Genomic DNA, 20393 nt, shown 5'->3' with positions numbered 1-20393 from the left:
GCAGGAGGGGGCTATCCTGGTCGTGACGGTGCTGCCGGGCCGCCCTCCGCGGCCGCAGCGGCCGCATCCGCGTGAGCCATCGCGTCGTCGACGGACGGACGACCGAACGGAAGGAGGGCTTCATGAGCCGCACCCTGGACCCCGCCCTGGCCGGCCTGGCGCAGGGCTGGTGCGCCCTCTCCGCGCTGCACGGCCGGATCGAGGCGCACATCGAGCGCGCGCTCCAGGCGGGGCACGGCCTGAGCGTCCGCGAGTTCTCCGTCATCGACGTGCTCAGCCGGCAGCACAGCGGCGAGGGCGGCCACCTGCGCATGAACGAGGTGGCCGACGCGGTCGTCCTCAGCCAGAGCGCCACGACCCGGCTGGTCAACCGCCTGGAGGACCGCGGGCTGCTGACCCGCTACCTCTGCCTCACCGACCGCCGCGGCATCTACACCGACGTCACCGACGCCGGGCTCGCCCTGCTCGCCGAGGCCCGTCCGACCAATGACGCGGCCCTGCGCGAGGCGCTCCACGACGCGGCCGCGCGCCCCGAACTCGCCCCGCTGGTCGCCGCCGTGGAATCCCTCGCTCCGGCCTCGTGAGCACCGCCGGTCCGCGCATAAGGTCGCGATCATGAGTGATGACATCGAGTTCCGGCACGCGACCGCCGACGACATCCCGGCCATCGTGGCCATGCTGTCCGACGACCCGCTCGGCGCCCTGCGCGAGTCCCCCGGCGACCTGGCCCCCTACCGAGAGGCCTTCACCACGGTGGAGGCCGACCCCAACCAGCACCTGATGGTCGCCGTCCGGGACGGCCGCACCATAGGCACCCTCCAGCTCACCGTCATCCCCGGGCTGTCCCGACGCGGCGCCAGACGCGCGATCGTCGAGGCCGTCCGGGTCCACGCCGACGAGCGCGGGGAAGGCGTCGGAAACCAGCTCATGCGGTGGGCCATCGAGGAGTCCCGCCGCCAGGGCTGCGTCCTGCTCCAGCTGACCTCGGACGCGACCCGGGTGGACGCACACCGCTTCTACGAGCGGCTGGGATTCGAGGCGTCGCACCTCGGCTTCAAGTACCGGCTCTGACCTGTCAGTCCGGGGCACTCCTGATGGCCGATGCGCCCCGAAGACTCAAGGCCGCGCCCGAAGGCTAGGGGCCGCGCCCCCTAGGACGAGACCCCCTCCCGCACCCGCCGCCGATGCGCCTTCTGCCGGCACGCCCCACCGCAGTACCGGGCGGGACGCCCCGTCCGGGCGACGGGAACGGCCTCGCCGCACACCGGACACCCCGTTTCGTTACGCGGAACCGGCCGGACGGGCGGGAGTTTCGTCACGTTGCGTCCCGGGCGGAGGCTGTCGCACACCAGCGCCGTCATCCGGCCCGGCTCCCCGTGGGCGCCTCGCCGCTGCTCCATCGAGAGACAGCCCAGCAGCAGGACCAGCACGTCGTCGAGGCTGACGTCCCGCCGTACCGCACCGGCGAGTTGGGCTCGTTCCAGGAGGACGGACAGTGCCTCGCGGAAGTCCCGCTCCACGCCGGGGGACGGGTCGAACCGCCCCTCGGCGCTCGCCTCCAGGGCGTCGCACAGCCCCTTGTTCCGCGCCGAGAGCCGGACCACCGACGCCAGGTAGCGGAAGAACACCGGCCCGGCGTCCGGCGCGCCCGCCAACTCCCGTGCGGTATCCGTGAAAAGCCGTACACGGTCGACGATCGTCGCCCTGAACAGGGCTTCCTTGGACGGGAAATGCCGGTAGACGGTGCCCGCACCGACGCCGGCCCGCCGTGCGATCTCGCTCAGCGGCACGGCCAACCCCGCTTCCTCGAAGGCGGATCGGGCCGCCTGGAGCACGAGCTGACGGTTGCGGCGCGCGTCGGAACGGAGCGGGGCGAGCCGGCCGTCGGAGGGGGCAGGCAGGGGGATCCGCGGCATGGCGGGGGCCTCACGAAGGGAGCGGTGGAAGCGGGATGCGGATTCCGATTCTAGCGAGGCGGCCGGAGTGGGGGCGTTCCGCCGCCCCGCATCGACAAAGGAGCTGAAACAGGCACAAAAAAGCGGCTGGTGCGCATCACGCGCACCAGCCGCAGCGAAAAGGACCGGAGCTACTCGGACACCACCACGTCCCATTCCGCCCCCGCCGCCTCCAGCACCTCATCGGTATCCGCGACCGCGACGCCGAGCGTCCGCAGCCCGGCCGCGAGGGCCGTCAGCGAGGCCAGGACGGTGTCACGGGACGCCGCCCTCCCGTAGTGGTTCACCCGGATCATCTCCTTGGCGAGCGCTCCGCCGCCCGCCTGGAGCGGCACGGAACCGTCGGCCGCCAGGGCCGCCGCGACGATCTCACGGGCGTCGACGCCGTCGGGGGCGCGCAGCGTGGTGGCGACGGGGGCCGCGTGCGCGCGCAGGGTGACGTACGGGGTGAGGCCGCCCAGCGCCCGGATACCCGTACGGGTGGCGCCCCGGGCCGCCCGGTGGCGGGTGATCACCGTGTCCAGCCCGTCGGCCTCGATCCGGTCGGCGGCCTGCTCCAGGGCCAGCATCTCCAACTGGGCGGGGGCGTGCGGCAGCACCGCGCGCCCTCCGTCGAGCCAGCGCTCCTTCCAGTCCAGCAGGGACAGGTACGAGCGCCTGGGCGCCTGCTCGTTGGCCTCGATCCGCTCCCAGGCCCGGGCGCTGACCGACACCGTGGACACGCCCGCGGGCCCGGCCATCGCCTTCTGGCCGCCGATGACGCACAGGTCCACGCCCCACTCGTCCGTGAGCAGCGGCTCGGCGGCGACGGATGCGACCGCGTCCAGCATCAGCAGCGCGCCGTGCTCGCGCACGACCCGGCCGATCTCCGCCACGGGGTTGGTGTTCCCCGTGGCCGCCTCGGCGTGCACGAGGCTGACGAAGTCGATCTCCGGGTGGGCGCGCAGCGCCTCGGCGATCGCGTCCGGGCCCACCGCGCCGCTGAACGGCGCCGACACCGTGACCACATCGGCACCGCACGAACGCAGCCAGCCGCCGAACGTCTCGCCGTACGGTCCGGTGACCACGTTGAGCGCGGTGCTCCCGGGGCGCACGGCCGAGCGGATGCTCGCCTCCAGCGGCAGCAGGGCCTCGCCCTGCATCGTGACGACCGTCTCGCGCGTGCGCATCAGCGCGGCGATCTTGTCCTCGACGCGGGCGAAGTCGTCCGCGCCCAGCGGCGCGAGGTCGAGCAGGTCCGGTGCGGTGTTCGCGGTCACGGTGCCTTCCAGGATGTGGTGGCGCCGCGTCGCGACGCCCGCCGGTCTCTGTCCCCGACCCTACGCCGGGCCGCATTCAGCCGTGCAGCCGTGCAGCCGTGCAGCCGTGCAGCCGTGCAGCCGTGCAGCCGTGCAGCCGTGCAGCCGTGCAGCCGTTCGATCGTTCAGCGCCAGCCGCCCTCGTCCACCCCGCCCGGGACGACCTCACCCGGCCCGTACGGCTCGCGGGTCAGGACGAACGTGCCGATGTCCAGGTGGCTCACCGTGCCGTCCGGCCGCCGGACCACCGTGAGCGTCTCGCCCGCGTAGTAGCCGTCGAGGCCGGTCCACGTCCCGTCGGCCTCGGGCCGGAAGCGCGCGGCGCGGCCGCCGTCACCGAGCGACGCCAGGTCGAGCGTCCGGTCCGCCCGCAACCGGAGCGCGAGCGGGGTGGCGCCCCAGTACCAGGGGCCGGTGATCTCCAGCAGGGCCGCGTCCGTGCCCTGCGCCGGGCGCCACGGACCGGGAATCCGCGGCTCCGCCTCCGCCACGGTGCACACCATCTCCGCGGCCAGCGACACGACCTGGTGCATGGAGGTCCGGTTGGCCAGCGTGACCGCCGCGACGCCGTCCCGGGGGCTCGCCCAGATACCGGCGCCGAAGCCCGGCATGGAACCGCCGTGGCCGAACAGGACACGACCGTCCGCCCGTACCGACTGGACGCCGAGGCCGTAGGACCCCGTCCAGTCCGCGTTCTGCGGATCCACCGCGGGCCGCCGCATCTCGTCCAGGGTCGCGGACGACAGCACCCGGTCGTCGCCGGACGCCAGGAAGGCGGCGAACCGGCCGAGGTCGGCGGCCGTCGACCAGAGCTGACCGGCAGGCGCCATCAGGCCCGTGTCCACGGCCGGTTCCGGAAGGACGGCGTCCGCCCAGGGGTGCACGGCCCAGCCGTCCGCGTGCGGGGCCTCGGGGGCGTACGTCGTCCGCTCCATGCCGAGCGGCAGCAGCACCTCGCGGCGCAGGACCGCGTACCAGTGCTCGCCGCGCAGCCGCTCGACGAGCGCGCCCAGCAACGCGTAGCCGGGATTCGAGTAGTGGAACAGCCGGCCCGCCGGGTGCGCCCGGGCCCGCTCGCCGAAGACGTCGGACGGCTCCGGCCGCAGCGCTCCGTCCGTCCGCTCCCACCAGGGGCCCCGCGCCTCGGCGGCCAGCCCCGCGGAGTGGGACAGGAGCTGCGCGACGGTGGCGTCGGCGCCCTCGGCCGTGTCCAGGTGCTTGCCGACCGGGTCGGCGAGGTCGAGCAGGCCCTCGTCCCGCAGCCGCATGACGAGTACGGCGACCAGCGGCTTGGTGATCGACCCGATGCGGTACTGCGTCCGCAGGGGGTCGGGCTCCCCGCCGTTCACCTCCCCGCGCCCGGCGGCCCACACCGTCCGGCCGTCCCGTACGACGGCCGCCACCAGGGAGGGCGCACGCCCCTCGGCCTGGGCGGTGGCGACGCGTTGCAGCAGGGCACGGCGGGTCGCGGGCAGGAGACCGGTGAACCGGTCCGTTTCCATGAAGTCCTCATGTGAACTGGTCATTTTCCGCAGCCTAGGCAGTGATCCGCAGCCGCCGCACGCCATGAGGTACCGCGCCGCATATCCATCAACGCCCGACCGCCGCGCCGGGACCGCCCGACAGGGGCTGGCCTTGACGCGCGCGTCAAGGTTTACGGTCGGGGCCATGCGCATCGGGGAACTGGCCTCGCGGGCCGGCATCAGCACGCGTGCCCTGCGGCATTACGAGTCGCTGGGGCTGCTGCGCGCACGCCGCGCGGGCAACGGGTACCGGGACTACGGCGAGGACGACCTGCGGCTGCTGCGGCAGATCCGCACCCTCCAGGACTTCGGCTTCGGCCTGGAGGACACCCGGCCGTTCGTCGAGTGCCTGCGGGCCGGGCACCCCGCGGGGGACTCCTGCCCGGCGTCCCTGGAGGTCTACCGCCGCAAGCTCGCCGAACTGGACGAGGTCGTCGAGCGGTTGCGGCAGGTCCGGGCGGAGGTGGGCGCCCAGCTCGCCCGCGCCGAGCTGCTGGCGGAGGCCGACCGCCCGGGCGGCCCGCCGCCCCTCTGCGCGCTCACGCCCCACGAGGTCCCCGAGGTCCCCGAAGCCCCTTAGGGGCCTGCCCATCAACTACCCGACCCATCAACCATCACCCGCCACCGGAACTCCGGCACGAACGGGAGACCACCCCATGACCGCCCTCCAGGCATCAGCCGTCCCCACCGTCCCCACCGTCACCGACGCCACCTTCCACGACGAGGTGCTCGCCTCCGAACTGCCCGTCCTCGTCGAGTTCACCGCCGCCTGGTGCGGCCCCTGCCGCCAGCTCGCGCCCGTCCTCGACGAGCTGGCGACGGAGGAGGCCGGCCGGCTGAAGATCGTCCAGATCGACGTGGACACCAACCCCGCGACGCAGGCGGCCCACAACGTGCTGTCGATGCCGACCCTGCTGCTGTTCCGTGCGGGCGAGCCGGTGAAGTCCCTGGTCGGAGCCCGTCCCAAGCGGCGGCTGCGGCAGGACCTCGCGTCCGAACTCCCGTGGATCGCGCCGCGGTAGCCATTGGATCGCCCCGCGGTAGCCACCGGACGCCACCTCCCCCGCCTGCCCCGGCCGTCGTCACCCGCGCACGGCCGGAAGGGTCCGGCACAGCGCGTCCAGCGCGTCGCCGAAGGCGTGGTCGGGCGGCGTGGCGTAGCCGATGACGAGGCCGTCGTACGGTGCGTCGGGGCTGTCCGGGTGCCGGTACGGCGCCAGCCCCTCCAGCTCCAGCCCGCGCCGCGCCGCCGCCCGGACGACCGACGCCTCCGAACCGGGCGGCAGCCGCAGCACGGCGTGCAGCCCCGCGGCGATGCCCGACACCCGCAGGTGCGGCGCGCGCTCGGACAGGGTGGCGACGAGCCGGTCGCGACGGTCCCGGTAGCGCTGCCTCATACGGCGCACATGGCGGTCGTACGCGCCGGAGTCGATGAAGTCCGCGAGCGTGAGCTGGTCGGTCACGCCGGTCCACGCCTCGCGCTCCCCCTTGAGCGCCAGGACCTCGTCCACCAGGTGCCCGGGCAGCACCATCCATCCCACCCGTAGCGCGGGTGACAGGCTCTTGCTGACCGAGCCGAGGTAGACGACCCGCTCCGGGTCCAGCCCCTGGACGGCGCCCACGGGCTGCCGGTCGTAGCGGAACTCCCCGTCGTAGTCGTCCTCCAGCAGGATCCGTCCGCTGCCCGCCCGCACCCAGTCGACGACCTGGGAACGGCGGCGCGGATGCAGCGGCCCGCCGGTCGGGAACTGGTGGGCCGGGGTCAGCAGAGCCGCCCGCACGCCCTTCGCCGACGCCAACCGGTCGGTCCGGGCGCCGTGTTCGTCGACGGACAGGGGCAGGGTACGGATCCCCGCGGCATCCAGGATGCCGCGGTGGTACGCCAGGCCGTACGCCTCCACGGCCAGCGTGCCGCGCAGCAGACCACCGGACAGCAGCCGCAGCGCGTGCGCGAACCCCGCGCAGACGACGATGCGCTCCGGATCCGTACGGACCCCCCGGACCCGCGCGAGGTAGTCGGCGAGCGCGCGCCGCAGCTCCGGCCGGCCGCGCGGATCGCCCGGGCCGAACGCCTCGTTGGGCGCCGCGTTCAGCGCCCTCCGCGCCGAGACGGCCCAGGCGCTGCGCGGGAAGGACGCCGCGTCCGGCTGCCCCTGCACCAGGCTGAGGACGGGCCGCCGCGGCCGCGCCGGCGCGGCCGGCCGACGGGGTACGGGCTCCCGCGCCGCCGCACGCGGTGCCACGCTCGTACCGGCCCCCTGCCGGGCGACGAGCCAGCCCTCGGCGACCAGTTCGGCGTACGCCTCGGCGACCGTGTTCCGGGCCAGCCCGAGGTCGGTCGCCAGCGAGCGGTAGGGCGGCAGCCGGGTGCCCGGGGTGAGGCGGCCGGTGCGGATCGCCTCCCGCAGCGCCCGCGTCAGCCGCGCCCTGCGGCTGCCGTCGCCCGACAGTTCCAGGTGCAGGTCGGCACCGGTGACCGGCGATCCGCCCAGTGCGGGATTGACCCAATTTTCCGGCATGGAAATGAACCATACCCGTGGTCTCCGGGGCTCCTACGGTGGAACACATGACAGAGATCCACAGCACCGAACGCATGGACTTCCACGCCGTCGCCCCGAAGGTCTACAAGGCCGTCCTGGCCCTCGACGCCGCCGCCCGGGCGGGCCTCGACCCGGTCGTCCTGGAACTGGTCCAGATCCGCGCCTCGCAGCTCAACCGCTGCGCGTACTGCATCGATTACCACACCTCGGACGCCCGGAAGGCCGGCGAGACCGAGCAGCGCGTCTATCAGCTGAGTGCCTGGGAGGACTCGGTCCTGTACACGGCCGGGGAGCGGGCGGCGCTGGCCCTCACCGAGGCCGTCACCCTGCTGCCGGGCGGCGTCCCGGACGACGTCTACGAGCGGGCCGCCCAGCACTTCGGCGAGGAGCAGCTCGCCCAGCTCATCGCCGTCATCTTCACGGTCAACGTGTGGAACCGGATGAACGTCACCACGCGCAAGACGCCGGGCACCGAGTAGGAAGCGCGCGCCCGCGGTTCTGCGGGCCGCGACACGTTCGCACGACCGGCGCAACCGGCACGACCGACGACGGCGGGGAGGCCCATCCCCCGGGGCCTCCCCGCCGTCGTGTCTTCATCGCCCCCTGCCCCCCACCGCACCTCTCCGTCGAAATGGAGCGACACCCATGACCGCGGTCGATTCCCCGCCCGTCAGCACCGACCCCGTCAGGTCGTCGCTGAAGGGGTGGCTCGCCGTCCTGGCGGTAACGCTGGGCATCTTCTCCCTGATGACCTCCGAACTCCTGCCCGTAGGCCTCCTCACCCCGGTCGCGTCCGCGCTGGACGTGTCCGAGGGGACGGCCGGCCTGATGGTCACCGTCCCGGGCCTGGTCGCCGCGGTCTCGGCGCCGCTGGTCACCGTCGCCACCGGGCGCGTCGACCGGCGCCTGGTCCTCGGCGTGCTGATCGGCATCGTGGGCGCGGCCAACCTCGCCTCCGCCTTCGCCCCGAACTTCACCGTCGTCCTGATCGCCCGCTTCCTCATCGGCGTGAGCGTGGGCGGATTCTGGGCCATCGCCGGCGGTATCGCCCTGCGGCTGGTGCCGGAGCGGCACGTCGGCCGGGCCACCGCCGTGATCTTCGGCGGGGTGGAGACCGCCTCCGTCCTGGGCGTGCCCACGGGCACCTTCCTCGGCGACCTCAGCGGCTGGCGCACGGCCTTCGCGGTCGTGGGCGGCCTGGGCCTGGCCGCCCTCGCCTGCATGCTGTTCCTGCTCCCGCCACTGCCCGCGACCACCAGCGTCACCCTGGCCGAACTCCCCCGCCTGCTCCGCGCCAACGGCGGGGTGCGGATCGGCGTCGTCGTCACCTTCCTCGTCATCACGGGCCACTTCCTCGCGTACACCTTCGTCCGCCCGGTGCTCCAGGACGCGGACGTCGACGGCGGCCGCATCGGCGCCCTGCTGCTGGTCTTCGGCGTCGCCGGGATCATCGGCAACTTCGTCGCGGGAGCGCTGGTGGAGCGGCACACCCGGCGTCTCGTCATCGGCATCGGCGTCGTGCTCGCCGCGGCCATGGCCGCCCTCGTGCTGACCCGCGCGGGCGGTACGTCCGGGGCGGCCGCGCCCCTGGTGTTCTGGGGCCTGGGCTACGGCGCCGTGCCGGTGACCCTCCAGACCTGGATCCTCAAGGCCGCGCCCGACGCGACGGAGGCCGCGTCCTCCGTCTACGTCGCGATGTTCAACCTCTCCATCGCGCTCGGCGCGCTGTTCGGCGGCTTCGTGGTCGACGGCACGGCCGTCACCGGTGTGCTGTGGATCGGGGGCGGGCTCACCGTGCTCGCGTCGGTACTGATGCCGCTGGCGACGCGGCGGGCCGACGGCTGAGGACGGCTCCGGGTGAGGCGGGCGGCCCCGCTCACCACACCGGGCGCAGGGGCGGCGGCGTGTCGCCGCCCAGCAGGTCGACGAGCCGGGCCAGTTCGTCCCGGAGTACGGGCATGTCGGGCCCGCCGGGGCGGTCGACGAGCTCGGCCTCAAGGCCGTGCATGACGCGGCCGGCGACCGCCAGGTGGGTGTGCGCCGCCTCCGTCAGGACCACCAGCTTGCGCCGGCCGCCGGCCGGGTGCCGCTCCCTGCGGACGTACCCCGCCGCCTCCAGGTGGTCGACCAGCTGACCGGCCGCCTGCTTCGTCACCCCGAGCCACTCGGCGAGCTCGCTGGCCGTGGCACCCCGGCCGCGCAGGAGCTGGAAGGTCATGCCGTGGATGGGGCGCACGTCCGCGTAACCGGCCTCCGCCAGGCGCGCGTTGAACTCGCCCAGCAGCAGCTGGAAGCCCATGCCGAGCAGGAAGGTCAGCTCCAGCCCGGGGAACGGTGCGTCGGCGGCGGGGGTGCCGGTCGGTTCGGCGGTCGGGTCATCGGTCACGCATTCATGCTGACACAGCCGAGTAAAGCTGCTTTACTTCCACCTCAGAGCGAGTAAAGAAGCTTTACTCACTCCTTCCGCACGTCCCGCCCGAGGAGAAGCGATGCACGTCGTCACCCCGTCCCCCGACCACACGACCACCACCCCCAACGCCGTCATGACCAAGCTCGCCACCCCCAGCCTGGGCAGCACCGAGCTCAGCAGCTGGCGCGTGCGCATGGAGCCGGAAGCCGCCGGCCCGGAGCACACGATGGACCGCGAGCAGCTGTGGACGGTGCTCACCGGCGCGCTCTCCTTCACCATCGAGGGGACGGCCCGGACCGTGCCCGCGGGCGACACGGCCGTCCTCCCGGCCGGCATCCAGCGCCGGATCCGCACGGTCGGGGAGGGCCCCGCCGAGGCCGTCGTCGCCATGCGGTCCGACGGGCAGGTGTCCGTGGCAGGCGAAGCCGGGCCGCGCTCCCTCCCCTGGACGGTCTGACCCCGGGCGGCCCGCCCCGGGACGGACTGCCCCGCGGCAGCCTGTCCCGGGGCAGTGCGATCCATAAACCCAACTCCTGTGCGAGTATGGCCAGATGATCGAACAGGCCATCCCCATCCTCCGCGTCGCGAACGCCGCGCGGGCCGTCACCTGGTACGCGCGACTGGGCTTCACGCAGCAGTGGGAACACCGATTCGAGCCCGAGCTCCCGGCGTTCGTCGAGGTCGCACGGGGCGACGTGCGGCTGTTCCTCTCCGAACACGAAGGGGACGCCCGGCCGGGCACCCTGGTCTACCTGTGGGTCCACGACGTCGACGCCGTCGCCGCCGAGTTCGGCGTGGAGCCGAAGAACACGGACTGGGCCCGCGAGGTGGAGATCAGCGACCCCGACGGCAACCGACTGCGGGTCGCCACCTCGACGGAGGACGGGGAGGACTGAGGACTGACGGGCCAAGCGCGCTTTCGAGCGCGCTTTCGGCCGTTCGTCGCGCCGCGGGGGGGCGGCGGCGATGCCGTGGACGGGCCGGCCACGACCGCCCGGTACGCGGAGAACCCCTCGTCGACGCGGAGCCCCCCTCCCGGATGCGGAACGCGAGCGTCCGCAGTCAGCGCGCCGGTGCGAGCAGCCGGTCCAGGGCCCGGCGGGTACGCCCCGGCGCCTCCCGGTCGCCCATCAGCTGGATGGCCTGGTTGAGGCCGGTGTAGAGGCCGATGAGCTCGAAGGCGACCTGCTCGGGATCGGTGTCCGCCGCGAGGTCGCCCGCCTGGACGGCCAGCCGCAGATCATGGATCAGCCGGCGCCGCCAGAACGCGTAGAGGCGGGCCACGGCGTCCCGCACCGGGCCGCCCCGCGCGTCGAACTCCACCGCCGCGGTGGTGAAGATGCAGCCGCCGGGGAAGGCGCCGCGTTCGCGTTCGAGGTATGTGATCCACAGTTCACAGAGGGCCCGCAGCCTGGCCAGCCCGGGCGCGGCGTCCGCGGCGGGTTCCCAGACCGTCCTGCTGAAGGTCTCGGAGGCCCCCTCCAGGGCCGCGAGCTGCAAGGACTCCTTGGTGCCGAAGTGCCCGAGCACGCCCGCCTTGCTCATCCCCAGATCCGTGGCGAGCCGCCCGATGGTCAGCCCTTCCAGCCCCTCGACCGAGGCGATCGCGACGCTGCGGTCGATGATCCGCTCCCGCGTCCTGCGGGTCTCGGCGACGGACTTGCGTGGGCTCATGGCGTCATCGTATCCGCCGTACCCCTTTTAGCTTCCGACCGATCGGTTGCTATATTTCCGCCACTGCGGTGCCCGTCACCGCATCGCCGCCCCTACTGGACGGTCCCACCACCGCGCCGATCACCCGATCCACCCGCCCCACCACGCCGAGGAGAACAACCATGCCGGGCTCCCGCATCACCGGACTGGGCCACTACCAGCCGTCCCGCGTCCTGACCAACGACGACCTGGCGGGCATGGTCGACACCGACGACGCCTGGATCCGCCGGCGCACCGGCATAGCCACCCGCCGCATCGCGGCCGAGGACGAGTCCGTCACCGACATGGCCGCGGCCGCGGCGGGCAAGGCCCTCGCCGCGGCGGGGCTCCGGCCGGCCGACATCGGACTGATCACCGTCGCCACGTGCAGCGCCATCGACCGCTGCCCGTCGACGGCCGCGCAGGTGGCCGCGCGCCTCGGCATCCCGTCGGCCGTCGCCTACGACCTCAACAACGGCTGCGCCGGCTTCTGCACCGCCCTCGCCTCGGCCGACCACTCGGTGCGCGCGGGAGCCGCGCGGCACGCGCTGGTCATCGGCGCGGAGAAGATGTCGGACCTCACCGACTGGACCGACCGCAGCACCTGCGTCCTGCTCGGGGACGGCGCGGGGGCGGCCGTGATCAGCACGGCGGAGGAGGAGGGCATCGGGCCGGTCGTCTGGGGCTCCGACCCGGCCCGCGGGGACGCCGTGCGCCTCCTCGACGACTGGCACCCCCGCTTCGCACAGGAGGGACAGACGGTCTTCCGCTGGGCCACCACGGAGCTGCCCGCCGTCGCCCGGGAGGCCTGCCGGCGCTCCGGCGTCGAACTGTCCGACCTCGCCGGGATCGTCACCCACCAGGCCAACCTGCGCATCATCGAGAACATCGTCGGCCAGCTGGGCCTGCCGGAGCACACGGTCGTCGCCCAGGACGTCGTCGACTCAGGCAACACCTCCGCCGCGTCCGTGCCGCTCGCCCTGTCGAAGCTGGTCGAGCGGGGGGAACTTCCGGCCGACGGGCCCGTGCTGCTGATGAGCTTCGGCGGGGGACTGTCGTGGGCGGGACAGGTCGTCCGCTGCCCCTGAGCCCGTCGCAGGCCCGCCGTTCCGGAGCCCGTCGCGGGCCCGCAGCCCCTGAGCCCGTCGCAGGCCCGCCAGGTCGGCCCCCGGGCGCTCAGCGGGCCTCCGCGGCCGCCCCTTCCACCGCCTCCAGCAACTCCCGCAACATCCCGGCGAGTTCCGCCTGCCGCTCGCCCGTCAGCGCGCCCAGCAGACGCCTCTCGGTCGCGAGGTGATCCGGCAGCGCCCGGTCGATGAGCTCCAGCCCCTCGTCCGTCAGCGAGACCTGCACACCCCGCCCGTCCGCCGCGTCGGGCGTACGGAGCACGAGACCGCGCCCTTCCAGCCGGTCGAGGCGCTGACTGATCGCCCCCGAGGTCACCATGCCCGCCCGCATCAGCTCCGTGGGCGTCAACCGGTGCGGCGGCGCGCTGCGGCGCAGCGTGGCGAGGACGTCGAAGGAGGCGCCGTCGAGCCCGTGGGCGCTGAAGGTGCGCCGCAGCTCGACGTCGATGGCCCGCTTCAGCCGTCCAAGCCGGCCGATCACCGCCATCGGAGAGACGTCCAGGTCAGGGCGCTGATCGGCCCACTGTTCAAGGATGAGGTCGACGTGATCTGCCACGTCCTCAGCCTAACAATGCCTTAGCAGTGAGGTACCTCACCACCACACCTTCCCCTAGATAGCTTAGCGCTGAGCTACATTGGCTTAGTGCTAAGCAAAAGGACCGGAGTTCTGCTCCTCACGGCGCTCGCCCCCGCCCTCTGGGGAACCACCTACTACGTCACCACCGAGTGGCTGCCGCCCGGCCGCCCGCTGCTCGCGGCCGTGGTCCGGGCTCTCCCGGCCGGACTCGTCCTGGTCGCCGCCACCCGGCGGCTGCCGCGCGGCGACTGGTGGTGGCGGGCGCTGGTCCTCGGCACCCTCAACATCGGCGCCTTCTTCGCCCTCCTCTTCATCGCCGCGTACCGGCTCCCCGGCGGCGTCGCGGCCACCGTCGGCGCCGTCCAGCCGCTCCTCGCCGCCGGGCTCTCCGCCGGCCTGCTCGGCGGGCGGCTCTCCCCCCGGACCCTGATCGCCGGGATCGTGGGCGTCGCCGGGGTCAGCCTGCTCGTCCTCCGGGCCGACGCGCGGCTCGACGGGCCCGGCATCGCCGCCGCCCTCGGCGGGGCGCTCGTCATGGCGACGGGCGTCGTGCTCAGCAAGCGCTGGACCTCGCCCGCGCCCCTGCTCGCCACCACCGGATGGCAACTGGTCGCCGGCGGACTGGTCCTCATACCCGTGGCCCTCCTCGTCGAGGGCCCGCCGCCCGCCGGCCTGACCGCCGCGAACCTGACCGGCTACGGCTACCTCGCCGCCATCGGGACCGCGCTCGCCTACGCCCTCTGGTTCCGCGGCATCCGCGAACTGCCCGCCACGGACGTCACGTTCCTCGGCCTGCTCAGCCCGCTCGTCGCCACGGCGCTCGGCTGGCTCGCCCTCGGACAGCGGCTCACCGGGCTCCAGGTCCTGGGCGGCCTCGTCGTCCTCGGCGCCCTCGTCGTCGCACAACTGCGGCCCGCACCGGCCCGCGACGCCGCCACCGTCCCTTCCCGCTGACACCAGGAGAGAACACCATGCGCATCACCGTCTTCGGAGCGGCCGGCAACGCGGGCAGCGGCATCGTGACCGAGGCGCTGTCCCGCGGCCACCGGGTCACCGCCGTGGTCCGCGACCCCGCCCGCTTCGACCGCCTGCCCGCCGCGGCCCTGCACCGCACCGGCGACGCCGCTGACCCCGGCGACACGGCGCGGCTGAGCGCCGGCCAGGACGTCGTGGTCAGCGCGGTCCGGCCCGCCCCGGGCAGCGAGCAGGACCTCGTCACCGCCACCAAGAGCCTGCTCGCCGGCGTCGCCGGAACCGGCGCCCGCCTCCTCGTCGTCGGCGGCGCGGGCAGCCTCACCGTCCCCGGCGGGAACGGCCGGACCGTCCTCGACGACCCCGCCTGGGTACCGGACGCCTGGCGGCCCATCGCCCGGGCGAGCACCGACCAGTTCACCGTCGTCCGCGCCTCCGGCCCCGACGTCGACTGGACGTACGTGAGCCCGCCCGCCGTCCTGGACCACGGCGAGCGGACGGGCCGCTACCGGCTCGGCGGCGACGAACTGCTGGTCGACGCCGTCGGCAACTCGGCCATCTCCTACGAGGACTTCGCGGTGGCCCTCCTGGACGAGACGGAGCATCCGCGCCACCGCCGCTCACGGTTCACGGTCGCCTACTGAAGCTCCAGCCACTTGCGCACCGACGGCACCCGGTCCATGCGCCGCACGACGTCCGTCTTGGCCGCCGCGTCCAGATTCTCCGGCAGCCCCTCGAACGTCGCCGGAAGGACGTCGAGCAGGCTCAGGATCTGCTCACCGGTCCGGACGGTCAGCAGCAGCCGGCACCTCCACTGCGGAGACACCTCGGGCCGGTGCGCGAGCCGGTGCTCGAACGCGGGGCACAGACAGTGCGTCGCCTCCGCGGCGATGTGCTTCCGGAGCCAGTCGACCGCGAGCCGCTGGCTGAAGTCGTACGCGGCGGCCTCCTGCTCCAGCAGAAGGAGACGGCCGGTGTCGACGGCCCGAACGGTGCGGGGAATGGCTGGGGTCATGCCGGGATGGTTCCACGAGGGGTGAGGGGCAGGTCGGCGGGGCGGCCCCTGATGACCTCGTGATGACCTCGGCGGATCCCTTACGGGGCAGGCCCCGGGCAGCCCCTGAGACCGGCCCGGCGACGTCTCGTTCACGGGGACGACGAACGGACGCCGAGCGGGACCGAGCATGGGAACGGCCCTTGGGAAAGCGGAAGTTCCGCCGCGGTACCCGGGCGGCCCGCACTGACCGCCCCACCGGCCGGGGACGATCCGCGCCGCGCCCGGGAGCCCGGCGCAGGACAGAGAAAGGGTCCTCATGAACCCCCCGCACGTCGCACTCCGCCGCGATGTCCGAGCCGGCCCTGAGCCATCCGCACATCCGCAAGGCGTTCCGCAGCACCAAACTGCTCGTCAGCGCCTACGCCGGCCTCAGCGTCCTCACCCTCGCCACCGTCATACTGCTCCGCGACCACCACGAGGTGGTGACCGACGCCGTCCGGGTCCGCACGACCATCGTCGCCGTGACATCCCTGCTCATGATCTCCTTCGCCGCCCGGACGGCCCGTGGCCACAGTCGCTCCTACCTCCGCCTGCGGATCGCCTCCGCCGTCATGCTCGTCGCCATCGCGGTCATCGTCGCGCTGCCCGGCGCCTTCCCGGCATGGCTGAAGGTCGAACAGGGGCTGTGCGGCGTCCTCCTGCTCCGCGTCGTCCTGATCGTGAACGGCAAGCGGATGCGGTCGGCGTTCGCCGCCCGGTAGTCAGGCCCGGTCCGTCGCGTCCGCCTCGCCCGCCTCGTCCGTCGCGTGGGGCAGCAAGGGGAACAACCGGGTGATGAGGGCCACCGGCCGGGCACCCTCAGGCCGCGCCAAGGGGCGTTGCTCGCGGTCCTGGTACGGGGCGAGCGCCCGGCGGACGGCGTCCGCGACCCTGCTCATCTCCTCCGGCGTCAGATAGGCGACGGCGCTGAAGGCCTCGTCATGGCGCCACTCGGCCGGCGCTTCGTCGCGTCGGGCAAGCCACCGCTGCCAGCTCTCGTCCTCCAGCCCGCGGGCCAAGTCACCGAACTGCTCCTCCGCGAGCGTGCCGTGGGTGAGGCCGTCCCGCCTCAGACGCCAGGGGCGCGCACGCCCCCCGTGATGAGGGGCCTCCTCGATGCGTCCATGGCGCGCGAGCTGCCGAAGATGAAACGAGCAGAGCCCGGAGCTGTAGCCCAGCCGGGCAGCCGCTTCGGTCGCCGTGACGGTTCCGACCTCGGCCAGCAGCTCCAGCAGGGCCGTACGGACCTCGTGCTCACGCAGTTCGTCGCCCACGTCGCTCGCGCGGCCGGGCAGGGCGTTGAGGTCTTCGTCAGTCACTTTGCAAAGTCTGCTACTTTGCAAAGGGCTTGGCAAGCGGCTTGCGCAGAACTTGCGCAGAAGGGGAGACAGCGATGGCCGTCCATCACGACCGATCCCGTCCCGTGGACCGACGAGTCCACGTACAGGGCCGACCCGTCGACTCGTACCCCGCCCTCCCCCCGGAGGTGGCACGAGGGTCGGTGCGCCGGATCACCGTGGTGGGCGAGGAAATCCTGAGCCGGCCGTGCCGGGAGGTGACCGAGTTCGGCACCCCCGAACTGTCGGCGCTGATCGACGACATGTTCCTGACGATGCACGTGGCCGACGGCGCCGGCCTGGCCGCCAACCAGGTGGGCGTCGATCTACGGCTGTTCGTCTACGACTGCCCCGACGACCACGGAGTCCGGCACGTCGGCCACATCATCAACCCCGTCCTGGACCTGCCCGACCCGCGCGGCCGCCGGCTCATCGACGACTCCGAGGGCTGCCTCTCCGTGCCCGGCGCCACCATGGAAGTCCCCCGTACCGACCGTGCTGTCGTTCGCGGCCTCGACAAGGACGGCAACCCCCTCCTCGTCGAAGGAACGGGTTACTTCGCACGGTGCCTGCAGCACGAGACCGACCACCTCCTCGGCCACCTCTACCTCGACCGGCTGTCCAAGCGGGACCGCAAGGACGCACTGCGTCAGATGGCGGACCGCCGCGAGCACGTCTTCGCCCAACGCGAGCTCAGGGCCGCCCGGCTGAGCCGGTAGAAGCCTCACTCACTGACGCCGCCGGCCGAGGACACAGAATTCGTTGTCCTCAGGATCCGCCAGGACAACCCACGACTGGTCACCCTGGCCAATGTCCACCCGCCGTGCACCAAGAGCCGACAGACGAGCCACCTCGGCGTCCTGGTCATCCGGCCTGAAGTCGAGGTGCAGTCGGTTCTTCACCGTCTTGCCCGCCTCGACCCGGACGAAGAGCAACCCCGGCAGACGATCCGGCTCCGGACGAATCTCGAACTCATCGGCAGACGAGTCGACCACAACCCAGCCGAGCGCCTCGGCCCACCACTGACCCAAGGCCACCGGATCCACCGAGTCAACGATTACCTGCTCCCATTCCAAGGTCATCCGCAGAGCGTAGACCGGGTACGTCGCGCTGTCTCGCGTTGTACAAGGACGGATTTCGTCGCCGGCGCGACAAAATCCGGGACTCGCACAAGGGGTCCCGGCCCATCCGGAGACCTCAGGGACCCTGGCACAAGCTGCACACCCTCCTCAACCAGATCACGAATGACCCGAGGCCGAGACAAGGAGGCCCCCAATGACGGAAGACGCCGTGAGCCGGGCACGCGCGGAGGCATCGCGCGGGAACTACACCTCCATGGCCCACCTGGCGCGGGCACTGTACGAAACGGGGCTCGGGCCCCGCGAGGTCATGCGGGAGTGCTACGGCACCGATTTCCCCGAGGAGTTCTTCCTCCTCGCCGAGAAGGACCCGGATACGCTGGATCTGCTCATCGACTTCACCAACCAGCCCTGGCAGCTGGCCATCCCCCTGTCCCAGGGCGGCCCCCCACCGGAACCGGACAGCCGGGACTGGATCGAACGCCGGGCCTTCGCCTACGATCCGCAGCTCGTCCCGCTCGCCCTGCCCCTGGGTGCGGACACGCCCCTCAACGGCCGGGTCATCTGCTACCACCTGGACGAACTCAGCGCCGACCGCCCCACCGTTTTCGGCATCTGGAAGACCATGAGCATTGACGACGAGATCAAGCGCTACGACGTCTCCCTGCTGGAGATCATTCACCGGCACCACGCCGACCACCTCCGCCTCCTCATTCACCAGAGACATCTCCCGTCCAACCGCGGAACGGGCTCGGTGGGCGCAGCGGATATCGGAGAGGCTCAGGAGCTTCTGAACCGGATCGAGGCCCTGCAACGAGCCCTCCACCATGATCTTGGATAGTGGATCTCGAGTCAGCGTTTGGCGGGAGATGCCGGAAGGGTGGCGATCCGGTTCAGGGAGCGGTGCTGGTCGAGGCAGAGGCGAGCGAAGGTCTTCTTGGGCAGTTTGTGGCGGGCTTGGTGGCGGATGCCGCCGGTGGCTCTGGCGACGGCCTGGGTGAGTGGTGGTGCGGGGGCGGGGCGTTCGTCGAGGCGTAGCGGATGGCCTCAATGGCGGTGTCGAGAGCCTTGGCTGCGTGCTGGACGGTGGTTTGGTGCCGGCGGATGAGTCGGTGCATGTAGGGGATATCAATGCGGTCGCTGCACGGCCCCGGTGAAGCCGCCGCCGTCGCAGGCGCCAGGCATGCGCAGGGTCACCGCCGTCATCGCGGCCAAGAAGCAGAAGCTGGCCCAGCACAGGCCGGCGATCACCGAGTCCCGTTCGGCCCAGGACTCGGCGAAGGCCCCGCCCGACGACAAGGAGGCGCAGGGCAAGGCGGCCGACGCGGAGAAGATGAACGCGGCCAAGCCCGGCGAGACGATCGACGACCTCAAGAACCTCCTGATGGGCATCCTGGCCAAGGCCGCCAGCGCCATCACGGAGATCGCCAAGGACCCGATCGGCTTCCTGGGCAACCTGGTCCGCACGGTGGACGCGGGCCTGCAGCAGCTCATCTCGTCCGCGCGGTCAAGGGAATCGTCGACATCGTCTCGTTCATCTTGAACCAGGGCGCCCAGATCGCGGACTTCGTCAACGCGGTCCTGGACGCGGTGGTGGCGATCGCCAACGGGGGGGGCAGGCGTCCCGAAGATGGTGGAGACGGCACTGGTGGCGAGCATTCCCCTGCTGACCGGTTTTTTGGCTTCGCTGCTGGGGATCGGCGGCCTGTCCAATAAGATCAAGCAGGTCTCCAGAAGGTCTCGCGGTCGGCCAACCGCGCCATCGACAAAATCGCCAGATTCATCACCAAAGCAGGATATGCCTTGCGCCTTCTGTGCACCCCTGCTCTCTGCCATAGGCCTAGTAATCAGAAACCGCTGATCGCCGACTGAGTGAAACTGGGGAGTGCCGTGTGAAGCTACAGAAACTGATCAAACGGGCTTGTGCGTCAGATTTCCGGACAGCCGTTTCAGCCCTGGGTGTTCTTGAAGAGAGGATCAGCCCCCAGGGCGCCGCATTCACGGAAGAGGCCGTCGCGGCAATCCCGATGCTGCTGGATGCAGCCATGCGTTCAAAGGTGTCCATCCGGGGAGAGATTCTCAACTATTTGGGCGAGGCGTACGAATATACGTTGGGGACGTGGCAGTTCCGGTGGGACGATGAGCCGGCCAGGCGGCATCACTTCACCGAGATGGTTGCGTGGGAGAAGTCGATCTCAAAGAGCTACAGGGACTCCATTGCATCGGTAACACCCCTTCTCGGGGCGGATAATAGCGAAGCGGTGCGAAGCTCGGCAGCCTACCTGCCATCGAACGCAGGGTTCGGTAAGGGCCCGCTCGATCACCAACGTCCCCGACGGTCGCGACTGGTCTGTGTGCTCGACCATCACTTCCAGAGCTGTCTCCACCCACGGTCATCGAGTACAAGCCCGCGACCGGCACGCTCAGCAACGATCGCAGGGACGAATGGGTGACCAAACCATCTCGGCGGAGTCGTCGCACACCCGCAGGGCCCGCTGGTGGCAGTCCACTCACGATCCTCCACCACCTGGCCGCTACTGCGGCGCAGGCTTATGGTCACCGCCCTACCAGCCGTCAACACCCCCAGCATCGCGGGAACCTGCCCGCCGCAAGCCAAAGTCCCAGCAACGAGACCCTGGCAGAACGTGCTCCCGACCTCATCACCCGAAAGGGTTAACGACCTGACCTGCGAGTCTCATGACCACTTCACAAAGTGCAATCCGCATGAAGTTCGATCCGAGATTATGAAGCGAGATTTGAGACCCTGCACAAAGTGTAGGGTCTCGGTTTCGATGACATGTTGATCTTTAGTGACCTGCGGTTTTGCTCGTTGTCTCACCGCAGGGT

Annotated in this window: 25 protein-coding genes; 15 read left to right on the top strand and 10 right to left on the bottom strand. The window is 71.9% G+C overall.

The annotated features are described in order from the left end of the window. Positions 1–122: 122 nt before the first annotated feature. Entirely contained in the window at positions 123–584 is a 462-nt protein-coding gene (locus tag HN013_RS08625; protein ID WP_171164771.1) for a MarR family winged helix-turn-helix transcriptional regulator, read from the top strand. Positions 585–615: 31 nt separating this feature from the next. After that, positions 616–1071, top strand: a complete 456-nt coding sequence (locus HN013_RS08620) for a GNAT family N-acetyltransferase (RefSeq protein WP_171164769.1) — start codon at positions 616–618, stop codon at positions 1069–1071. An 80-nt stretch (positions 1072–1151) separates the two neighbouring features. Here HN013_RS08620 and HN013_RS08615 read toward each other — a convergent pair whose 3' ends face one another. The 3 genes from HN013_RS08615 to HN013_RS08605 form a co-directional block, all read right to left on the bottom strand. Continuing rightward, positions 1152–1916 (bottom strand): TetR/AcrR family transcriptional regulator, encoded by a 765-nt coding sequence (locus HN013_RS08615; protein ID WP_171164767.1) that lies wholly within the window; start codon positions 1914–1916, stop codon positions 1152–1154. 170 nt (positions 1917–2086) lie between these two features. Further along, a complete protein-coding gene (locus HN013_RS08610; protein WP_171164765.1) occupies positions 2087–3214 on the bottom strand; it encodes an aminotransferase class V-fold PLP-dependent enzyme in 1128 nt (375 codons plus the stop codon). A 164-nt stretch (positions 3215–3378) separates the two neighbouring features. Continuing rightward, entirely contained in the window at positions 3379–4779 is a 1401-nt protein-coding gene (locus HN013_RS08605; RefSeq protein ID WP_249374837.1) for a serine hydrolase, read from the bottom strand. A gap of 142 nt (positions 4780–4921) precedes the next feature. On the opposite strand from HN013_RS08605, the gene HN013_RS08600 reads away from it, so the two are divergent. Together HN013_RS08600 and trxA are read left to right on the top strand one after the other, a co-directional pair. Further along, positions 4922–5356, top strand: coding sequence for a MerR family transcriptional regulator (locus HN013_RS08600; RefSeq protein ID WP_171164763.1), 435 nt, complete (start codon positions 4922–4924; stop codon positions 5354–5356). A 76-nt stretch (positions 5357–5432) separates the two neighbouring features. Beyond that, positions 5433–5798, top strand: coding sequence for a thioredoxin (trxA, locus tag HN013_RS08595; RefSeq protein WP_171164761.1), 366 nt, complete (start codon positions 5433–5435; stop codon positions 5796–5798). 60 nt (positions 5799–5858) lie between these two features. Here the strand turns inward: trxA and HN013_RS08590 are convergent, their stop codons facing one another. Then, positions 5859–7295 carry a PLP-dependent aminotransferase family protein gene (locus HN013_RS08590; protein WP_171164759.1) on the bottom strand — a complete coding sequence of 479 codons (1437 nt, stop codon included), beginning with the start codon at positions 7293–7295 and terminating at the stop codon, positions 5859–5861. Between the two features lie 74 nt (positions 7296–7369). On the opposite strand from HN013_RS08590, the gene HN013_RS08585 reads away from it, so the two are divergent. Beyond that, positions 7370–7795: a carboxymuconolactone decarboxylase family protein gene (locus HN013_RS08585; protein WP_171164911.1), complete on the top strand. Its 426-nt coding sequence runs from the start codon at positions 7370–7372 to the stop codon at positions 7793–7795. A gap of 166 nt (positions 7796–7961) precedes the next feature. Next, on the top strand, positions 7962–9161 hold the full coding sequence (locus HN013_RS08580; protein ID WP_171164757.1) for an MFS transporter: 1200 nt from the start codon (positions 7962–7964) through the stop codon (positions 9159–9161). A gap of 31 nt (positions 9162–9192) precedes the next feature. On the opposite strand, the gene HN013_RS08575 is transcribed toward HN013_RS08580, so the two are convergent. Continuing rightward, complete coding sequence (locus HN013_RS08575; RefSeq protein ID WP_171164910.1) at positions 9193–9615, bottom strand: MarR family winged helix-turn-helix transcriptional regulator; 423 nt, start codon at positions 9613–9615, stop codon at positions 9193–9195. A gap of 190 nt (positions 9616–9805) precedes the next feature. Here HN013_RS08575 and HN013_RS08570 point away from each other — a divergent pair, with 190 nt between their 5' ends. Both HN013_RS08570 and HN013_RS08565 read left to right on the top strand, forming a co-directional pair. Continuing rightward, complete coding sequence (locus HN013_RS08570; protein WP_171164755.1) at positions 9806–10183, top strand: cupin domain-containing protein; 378 nt, start codon at positions 9806–9808, stop codon at positions 10181–10183. Between the two features lie 94 nt (positions 10184–10277). Continuing rightward, positions 10278–10622, top strand: a complete 345-nt coding sequence (locus HN013_RS08565; RefSeq protein WP_171164752.1) for a glyoxalase superfamily protein — start codon at positions 10278–10280, stop codon at positions 10620–10622. Between the two features lie 166 nt (positions 10623–10788). Here the strand turns inward: HN013_RS08565 and HN013_RS08560 are convergent, their stop codons facing one another. Then, positions 10789–11400: a TetR/AcrR family transcriptional regulator gene (locus tag HN013_RS08560; RefSeq protein ID WP_171164750.1), complete on the bottom strand. Its 612-nt coding sequence runs from the start codon at positions 11398–11400 to the stop codon at positions 10789–10791. 161 nt (positions 11401–11561) lie between these two features. Here HN013_RS08560 and HN013_RS08555 point away from each other — a divergent pair, with 161 nt between their 5' ends. Then, positions 11562–12506 (top strand): beta-ketoacyl-ACP synthase III, encoded by a 945-nt coding sequence (locus HN013_RS08555; RefSeq protein WP_171164748.1) that lies wholly within the window; start codon positions 11562–11564, stop codon positions 12504–12506. An 88-nt stretch (positions 12507–12594) separates the two neighbouring features. Here the strand turns inward: HN013_RS08555 and HN013_RS08550 are convergent, their stop codons facing one another. Further along, positions 12595–13101, bottom strand: coding sequence for a MarR family winged helix-turn-helix transcriptional regulator (locus tag HN013_RS08550; RefSeq protein ID WP_171164746.1), 507 nt, complete (start codon positions 13099–13101; stop codon positions 12595–12597). An 87-nt stretch (positions 13102–13188) separates the two neighbouring features. On the opposite strand from HN013_RS08550, the gene HN013_RS08545 reads away from it, so the two are divergent. Both HN013_RS08545 and HN013_RS08540 read left to right on the top strand, forming a co-directional pair. Then, a complete protein-coding gene (locus tag HN013_RS08545) occupies positions 13189–14076 on the top strand; it encodes an EamA family transporter (RefSeq protein ID WP_171164744.1) in 888 nt (295 codons plus the stop codon). Between the two features lie 17 nt (positions 14077–14093). After that, the gene (locus tag HN013_RS08540; RefSeq protein WP_171164742.1) at positions 14094–14738 is read left to right on the top strand and encodes an NAD(P)-dependent oxidoreductase; all 645 of its coding nucleotides are present in this window, start codon (positions 14094–14096) and stop codon (positions 14736–14738) included. Here HN013_RS08540 and HN013_RS08535 read toward each other — a convergent pair. Beyond that, entirely contained in the window at positions 14732–15109 is a 378-nt protein-coding gene (locus HN013_RS08535) for a hypothetical protein (protein ID WP_171164740.1), read from the bottom strand. The genes HN013_RS08540 and HN013_RS08535 overlap by 7 nt on opposite strands. A gap of 329 nt (positions 15110–15438) precedes the next feature. Here HN013_RS08535 and HN013_RS08530 point away from each other — a divergent pair, with 329 nt between their 5' ends. Further along, entirely contained in the window at positions 15439–15852 is a 414-nt protein-coding gene (locus HN013_RS08530) for a hypothetical protein (RefSeq protein ID WP_171164738.1), read from the top strand. On the opposite strand, the gene HN013_RS08525 is transcribed toward HN013_RS08530, so the two are convergent. Further along, a complete protein-coding gene (locus HN013_RS08525) occupies positions 15853–16449 on the bottom strand; it encodes a helix-turn-helix domain-containing protein (protein WP_171164736.1) in 597 nt (198 codons plus the stop codon). A 74-nt stretch (positions 16450–16523) separates the two neighbouring features. On the opposite strand from HN013_RS08525, the gene def reads away from it, so the two are divergent. Next, on the top strand, positions 16524–17186 hold the full coding sequence (gene def / locus HN013_RS08520; protein ID WP_171164734.1) for a peptide deformylase: 663 nt from the start codon (positions 16524–16526) through the stop codon (positions 17184–17186). Between the two features lie 9 nt (positions 17187–17195). On the opposite strand, the gene HN013_RS08515 is transcribed toward def, so the two are convergent. Next, entirely contained in the window at positions 17196–17549 is a 354-nt protein-coding gene (locus HN013_RS08515) for a VOC family protein (protein ID WP_171164732.1), read from the bottom strand. 193 nt (positions 17550–17742) lie between these two features. Between HN013_RS08515 and HN013_RS08510 the strand changes: the two genes are divergently transcribed. Together HN013_RS08510 and HN013_RS32830 are read left to right on the top strand one after the other, a co-directional pair. Continuing rightward, the gene (locus HN013_RS08510) at positions 17743–18387 is read left to right on the top strand and encodes a hypothetical protein (protein ID WP_171164730.1); all 645 of its coding nucleotides are present in this window, start codon (positions 17743–17745) and stop codon (positions 18385–18387) included. Between the two features lie 342 nt (positions 18388–18729). Continuing rightward, positions 18730–19089 (top strand): hypothetical protein, encoded by a 360-nt coding sequence (locus HN013_RS32830; RefSeq protein WP_249374835.1) that lies wholly within the window; start codon positions 18730–18732, stop codon positions 19087–19089. Positions 19090–20393: the final 1304 nt, after the last annotated feature.

This window comes from Streptomyces sp. I05A-00742 (assembly GCF_013055795.1).
Taxonomy (GTDB): domain Bacteria; phylum Actinomycetota; class Actinomycetes; order Streptomycetales; family Streptomycetaceae; genus Streptomyces.
The sequence above is the reverse complement of the archived record's forward strand: the minus strand, read 5'-3'. Positions and strand labels throughout refer to the sequence as shown.

Bases quoted from the DNA above. Each gene is read 5' to 3' on its own strand.
- HN013_RS08560 (WP_171164750.1), bottom strand. From the start codon at position 11,400: ATGAGCCCACGCAAGTCCGTCGCCGAGACCCGCAGGACGCGGGAGCGG.
- def (WP_171164734.1), top strand. From the start codon at position 16,524: ATGGCCGTCCATCACGACCGATCCCGTCCCGTGGACCGACGAGTCCAC.
- HN013_RS08510 (WP_171164730.1), top strand. From the start codon at position 17,743: ATGACGGAAGACGCCGTGAGCCGGGCACGCGCGGAGGCATCGCGCGGG.
- HN013_RS32830 (WP_249374835.1), top strand. From the start codon at position 18,730: ATGCGCAGGGTCACCGCCGTCATCGCGGCCAAGAAGCAGAAGCTGGCC.
- HN013_RS08530 (WP_171164738.1), top strand. From the start codon at position 15,439: ATGTCCGAGCCGGCCCTGAGCCATCCGCACATCCGCAAGGCGTTCCGC.
- HN013_RS08555 (WP_171164748.1), top strand. From the start codon at position 11,562: ATGCCGGGCTCCCGCATCACCGGACTGGGCCACTACCAGCCGTCCCGC.
- HN013_RS08580 (WP_171164757.1), top strand. From the start codon at position 7,962: ATGACCGCGGTCGATTCCCCGCCCGTCAGCACCGACCCCGTCAGGTCG.
- HN013_RS08620 (WP_171164769.1), top strand. From the start codon at position 616: ATGAGTGATGACATCGAGTTCCGGCACGCGACCGCCGACGACATCCCG.
- HN013_RS08605 (WP_249374837.1), bottom strand. From the start codon at position 4,779: ATGACCAGTTCACATGAGGACTTCATGGAAACGGACCGGTTCACCGGT.
- HN013_RS08535 (WP_171164740.1), bottom strand. From the start codon at position 15,109: ATGACCCCAGCCATTCCCCGCACCGTTCGGGCCGTCGACACCGGCCGT.
- HN013_RS08570 (WP_171164755.1), top strand. From the start codon at position 9,806: ATGCACGTCGTCACCCCGTCCCCCGACCACACGACCACCACCCCCAAC.
- HN013_RS08585 (WP_171164911.1), top strand. From the start codon at position 7,370: ATGGACTTCCACGCCGTCGCCCCGAAGGTCTACAAGGCCGTCCTGGCC.
- HN013_RS08625 (WP_171164771.1), top strand. From the start codon at position 123: ATGAGCCGCACCCTGGACCCCGCCCTGGCCGGCCTGGCGCAGGGCTGG.
- HN013_RS08540 (WP_171164742.1), top strand. From the start codon at position 14,094: ATGCGCATCACCGTCTTCGGAGCGGCCGGCAACGCGGGCAGCGGCATC.
- HN013_RS08515 (WP_171164732.1), bottom strand. From the start codon at position 17,549: ATGACCTTGGAATGGGAGCAGGTAATCGTTGACTCGGTGGATCCGGTG.
- HN013_RS08575 (WP_171164910.1), bottom strand. From the start codon at position 9,615: ATGGGCTTCCAGCTGCTGCTGGGCGAGTTCAACGCGCGCCTGGCGGAG.
- HN013_RS08565 (WP_171164752.1), top strand. From the start codon at position 10,278: ATGATCGAACAGGCCATCCCCATCCTCCGCGTCGCGAACGCCGCGCGG.
- HN013_RS08590 (WP_171164759.1), bottom strand. From the start codon at position 7,295: ATGCCGGAAAATTGGGTCAATCCCGCACTGGGCGGATCGCCGGTCACC.
- HN013_RS08615 (WP_171164767.1), bottom strand. From the start codon at position 1,916: ATGCCGCGGATCCCCCTGCCTGCCCCCTCCGACGGCCGGCTCGCCCCG.
- HN013_RS08600 (WP_171164763.1), top strand. From the start codon at position 4,922: ATGCGCATCGGGGAACTGGCCTCGCGGGCCGGCATCAGCACGCGTGCC.
- trxA (WP_171164761.1), top strand. From the start codon at position 5,433: ATGACCGCCCTCCAGGCATCAGCCGTCCCCACCGTCCCCACCGTCACC.